The sequence below is a fragment of the Streptosporangium sp. NPDC087985 genome (assembly GCF_044741965.1).
Lineage (GTDB): Bacteria > Actinomycetota > Actinomycetes > Streptosporangiales > Streptosporangiaceae > Streptosporangium.
This window is the reverse complement of record NZ_JBIUTQ010000052.1, coordinates 1-3,947: the sequence shown is the minus strand read 5'-3', so window position 1 is coordinate 3,947 and position 3,947 is coordinate 1. Positions and strand designations below refer to the sequence as shown.

The following is a 3,947-nucleotide window of genomic DNA, read 5'->3' as shown; positions in this document are numbered from 1 at the left end:
CCTGACCCATACCGCCCTCACAGACGACCCCACCGTGATCACCGGTCGGGGTTCGCTGCCGCCTGCCCAGCGGGGGTAGTGATTTTCCGGTCAGAAGATTCGCAGCCACATACGGCAACTGCAAGCCCTGGGGTTCGCCGTCACCGTGACCCCGGCCGCCTGACCCATACCGCCCTCACAGACGACCCCACCGTGATCACCGGTCGGGGTTCGCTGCCGCCTGCCCAGCGGGGGTAGTGATTTTCCGGTCAGAAGGTCAGGGGTTCGATTCCCCAAGGCGGCTCGCAGTTCAAAGGCCACTTCCGATCACCGGGAGTGGCCTTTGCGACCGGCAGCTTCCGGCGCCCCCTACGGAGATCGTGACCAGGGGAAACGTCCTTACTTCGCATCCCATCGCGCGAACCCGAGCGCCGGACCTGGCTCTCAGGGTGGAGTCGGCCTCGGGCGCTACCTTCCCGGGTTGAGCGGAAGATCGTGCCAGCGCCCGAGGCCGCGGCTGGTCATGGCCGACATCGTGAAAGATATGAAACGAGCTCTCCTTCTGGCGTTCGCGCTGGTCCTGCCGATTTCCGCCTGCGGCGCCCCGGCAACCGTCCAGGCACAGCGCCTGATGATCCCCTCACCGACAGGGCCGCATCCCGTGGGAACCGTATCCGTACACCTGACCGATCAATCGCGCCAGGACCCCTGGACCACGTCGGGCGCCAAGCGCGAACTGATGGTCAGCCTGTGGTATCCGGCGAAGGATGCGCAGAACCACAAGGTCGCTCCTTGGCTGCCCAAGGCGGCCGCCGACCGATACCTGGAGGACAACGGGCTGAAGCCGGGTTCTGTTCTGCTGGACACGACCGACGGTCACGAGGGCGCCCCCATCGATCAAGGCCTCGGCAAGTTGCCGGTGATCCTTTACTCACCCGGCGCCAACGCCTCACGCGCGTACGGCACCGGCGTCGTGGAGGAACTGGCCAGCCGAGGCTACGTGTTGGTCACCATCGACCACACCTACGACGCGGCGGTGGTCGAGTTCCCCGACGGCAGGGTGGAGACCGGGCCCGAGGTGACCGACTTCGCCAAGGCGGTCGAGGTCCGGGTGGCGGACGTGCGGTTCGTCCTGGACCAGTTGCCCACGCTGGACAAGGCACACGTCTTCGATCTTCAGCGGATCGGCATGTTCGGCCACTCGCTCGGCGGCGCGGCGACCTCCTCGGCGATGTACGCCGACAAACGCATCAGGGCCGGGCTGGGCCTGGACGGCGCCGTGTTCGGCAAGGTGGCGCAGTCGGGGCTCGACCGGCCCTACCTGGTGGTCGACACCGAAGGAAAGGGTGGCATGTCGACCAACCCGGCGTTGCGCACGTTCTGGGATGGCCTGCGCGGCTGGCGGCTCAACCTCACACTCAAGGGGGCGGCCCACAACTCCTTCGGCGACGACGTCCTACTGATCCCGATGTCGGCCAAGCCGCTGGGCCTCAGCAAGGCAGAGGTCGAGGAGATCGTCGGCACGATCCCGGCCGAGCGGGCGCTGGCCTTCCAGAAGGCCTACCCGCTGGCCTTCTTCGACCTGCACCTGCGCAAGCAGAAGGAGCCGCTGCTGGACGGGCCCTCACCCGCCTTCCCCGAGGTCGCCTACCGGCGCTGAACCGGCCGTGACCACGCCGCCCTCGTAGGCGGCGATGACCAGCTGGGCCCGGTCGTGGACGTCGAGCTTGGCCAGCAGGCTGCGGATGTGCGTCTTGACCGTGGCCAGGCCGAGGCCGAGCCGCTCGGCGATCCGCGGGTTGGCCAGCCCCCTGGCCACCAGCACGAGCACCTCCCGCTCCCGGCCGGAGACCCGGGCGAGCCTGGCCGCCAACGCCCCCGGAACACCGGCCGGCTCGCGCCTGGCGAACTCCCCGATGAGCCGCATGGTGACGGAGGGAGCCAGCAGCGCCTGGCCCGCCGCCACCACCCGCAACGCTTCCAGCAGGTCGCCCGGTCTGGCGTCCTTCAGCAGGAATCCGCTGGCACCCGCGCGCAACGCGGCGTAGACGTACTCGTCGAGGTCGAAGGTGGTCAGCATCACCACCTTGACCGCGGCGGTGACCGGGTCGGCCCTTATCAGCTCGGTGGCCTTGATCCCGTCGAGGTCGGGCATCCGTACGTCCATGAGCACGAGGTCGGGGCGGAGGCGCCTGGCCAGTTCCACCGCCTCCCGCCCGGTGCCCACCTCGCCCACAGCCTCCAGGTCGGGCGCCGTGTCAATGAGCATGCGCAGCCCGGCCCGCAGCAGCGCTTGGTCATCGGCGACCAGCACCGTGGACACGCTCACCGCTCACCTTCCAAGGGCAGCCGAGCACGCACGGCGAAGCCGCCCCCAGGCTCCGACCCCGCTGAGAAGGTTCCGCCGTACATGGTCACCCGCTCTCTCATTCCGGCCAACCCGTGACCGCCGCCCCAGCCGGGCGCCTCCCCCCGACCGTCGTCGATCACCTCAACCACGAGCTCCCGCCGGTCGTACGTGCTGACGGCGACCCGGCAGCGCGTCGGGCCCGCGTGCCTGATCACGTTGGTGAGCGACTCCTGGACGACGCGGTAGACGACGAAGGCGAGCCCGTCGGTGACCGTCAGGCCAGGTTCGACGTACAGGTCCACCTCCACCTCGGCCGTGGCGGCTCCGACAACGAGCCCGGGTAGTGCGGCCAGGCCGTAGCACGCCTCGCGGTCGGCCGGGTCGTCGCGGAGCAGGCCGAGCAGCCGCCGCAGGTCGGCCTGCGCGCTCCTGCTGGTGTCCTCGATGAGCGTCAGCGCTTCGCGCGCCTCGGCGGGGTGGGTGTCGGCGACGTGGTTGGCGATGCCGGCGCGCATGGAGATCAGGCTCATGCTGTGCGCGACGACGTCGTGCAGCTCGCGAGCCATCCGCAGCCGCTCCGCTGTGGCCGCGGCCTGGGCGGACTGGACGACCGCACGCGCCGCGTGCGCGCGCTGCTCCCGGACCGCGACGCCGATGATCCAGGCGAGACCGAGCACCAACCAGGCGAAACCGCACGCCGACAGCGCCAAGGCCCACGAGACCGAGGCGACGGCCTGACCCACCGCGGTGAGCGTCAGGGCGGCTATCAACGCGACCGCCGCGGGCCGCCGCCGTTCGAGGAGGGCCACGGCATGCAAAGCCACCGCCAGCGCCGGGTACGCCTCCTCCCACCCGGCGAGCGGCGCGACCGCCGTCGCCGCCAGGACCACCGAGAACACCGGCAACGGCCACAGTCGCCGCACCGCGAGCGGCAGGCAGGCGACGGCGATCAGCGGGATCGTCGCGTACTGCGACGCCAGCCAGGCCGCCGCGCAGAAGGCGACGGCGAGCACGACAGCGGCGATCGCGTCGACGGCCACCCAGTGGCCGGGCCGGAGCCTGCGCACGATCAAGGGACGCCGCTCGACCATGGGATCAACATTAGCCGTGCTGGTCATCATCCATCTCCGCCATAGGGATGAGGCCAAGCCGTCATGGACCGCGTCTTCGAGCAGTAGCCGGCCATGCTCATGCCTCATGATCTTGCAGAGCAGCCTCGCTTACCGCGTCTGGCCGACGGAGTGGGGAGACACAGCCTGCAGCTGCGGCTGGCAGGTGGGATTCCTCGACGCGAGCCGCCTTGGCACGGCCAGCGACTACTGCGGAGAGCAGAATGTCGCCGATCTGGAGGTGGTGGCTCTCCGGTATGCCAGTCCGCCATTCATCGGTGTCGTTGTCGGATTCCGTGATGGCGCCGTCCCGGCCAATGTTCCTCAGCCACAGGAGTCTGACCGCTCCCGACTGGCCGGCCTTCGCCCCATCGCCGGTCCCCGCTTTGGTTGCGTAGGCACGTCTCACGGTGATGAGGGGCTGAGATCATTCCGGACAGCGGAATCTGCGGTTGTTGACTACGCAGCCGATTGAAGTGCCGCGTACTCGTCGAGAACTTCGAATGGCG

General features: G+C 69.3%; 3 protein-coding genes. 1 reads left to right on the top strand and 2 read right to left on the bottom strand.

What is annotated here, in order from left to right; genetic code table 11:
* Nucleotides 1–523: 523 nt before the first annotated feature.
* Entirely contained in the window at nucleotides 524–1,639 is a 1,116-nt protein-coding gene (locus ACIN94_RS32655) for an alpha/beta hydrolase family protein (protein ID WP_400714861.1), read from the top strand.
* On the opposite strand, the gene ACIN94_RS32650 is transcribed toward ACIN94_RS32655, so the two are convergent.
* Entirely contained in the window at nucleotides 1,604–2,302 is a 699-nt protein-coding gene (locus tag ACIN94_RS32650; protein ID WP_329094144.1) for a response regulator transcription factor, read from the bottom strand. The two genes, ACIN94_RS32655 and ACIN94_RS32650, sit on opposite strands and share 36 nt — an antisense overlap.
* Before the next feature lie 2 nt (nucleotides 2,303–2,304).
* Entirely contained in the window at nucleotides 2,305–3,420 is a 1,116-nt protein-coding gene (locus ACIN94_RS32645; RefSeq protein ID WP_400714858.1) for a sensor histidine kinase, read from the bottom strand.
* Nucleotides 3,421–3,947 lie beyond the last annotated feature (527 nt).

Coding starts and splice junctions, on each gene's coding strand:
- ACIN94_RS32655 (WP_400714861.1), top strand. CDS start 524: ATGAAACGAGCTCTCCTTCTGGCGTTCGCGCTGGTCCTGCCGATTTCC.
- ACIN94_RS32645 (WP_400714858.1), bottom strand. CDS start 3,420: ATGGTCGAGCGGCGTCCCTTGATCGTGCGCAGGCTCCGGCCCGGCCAC.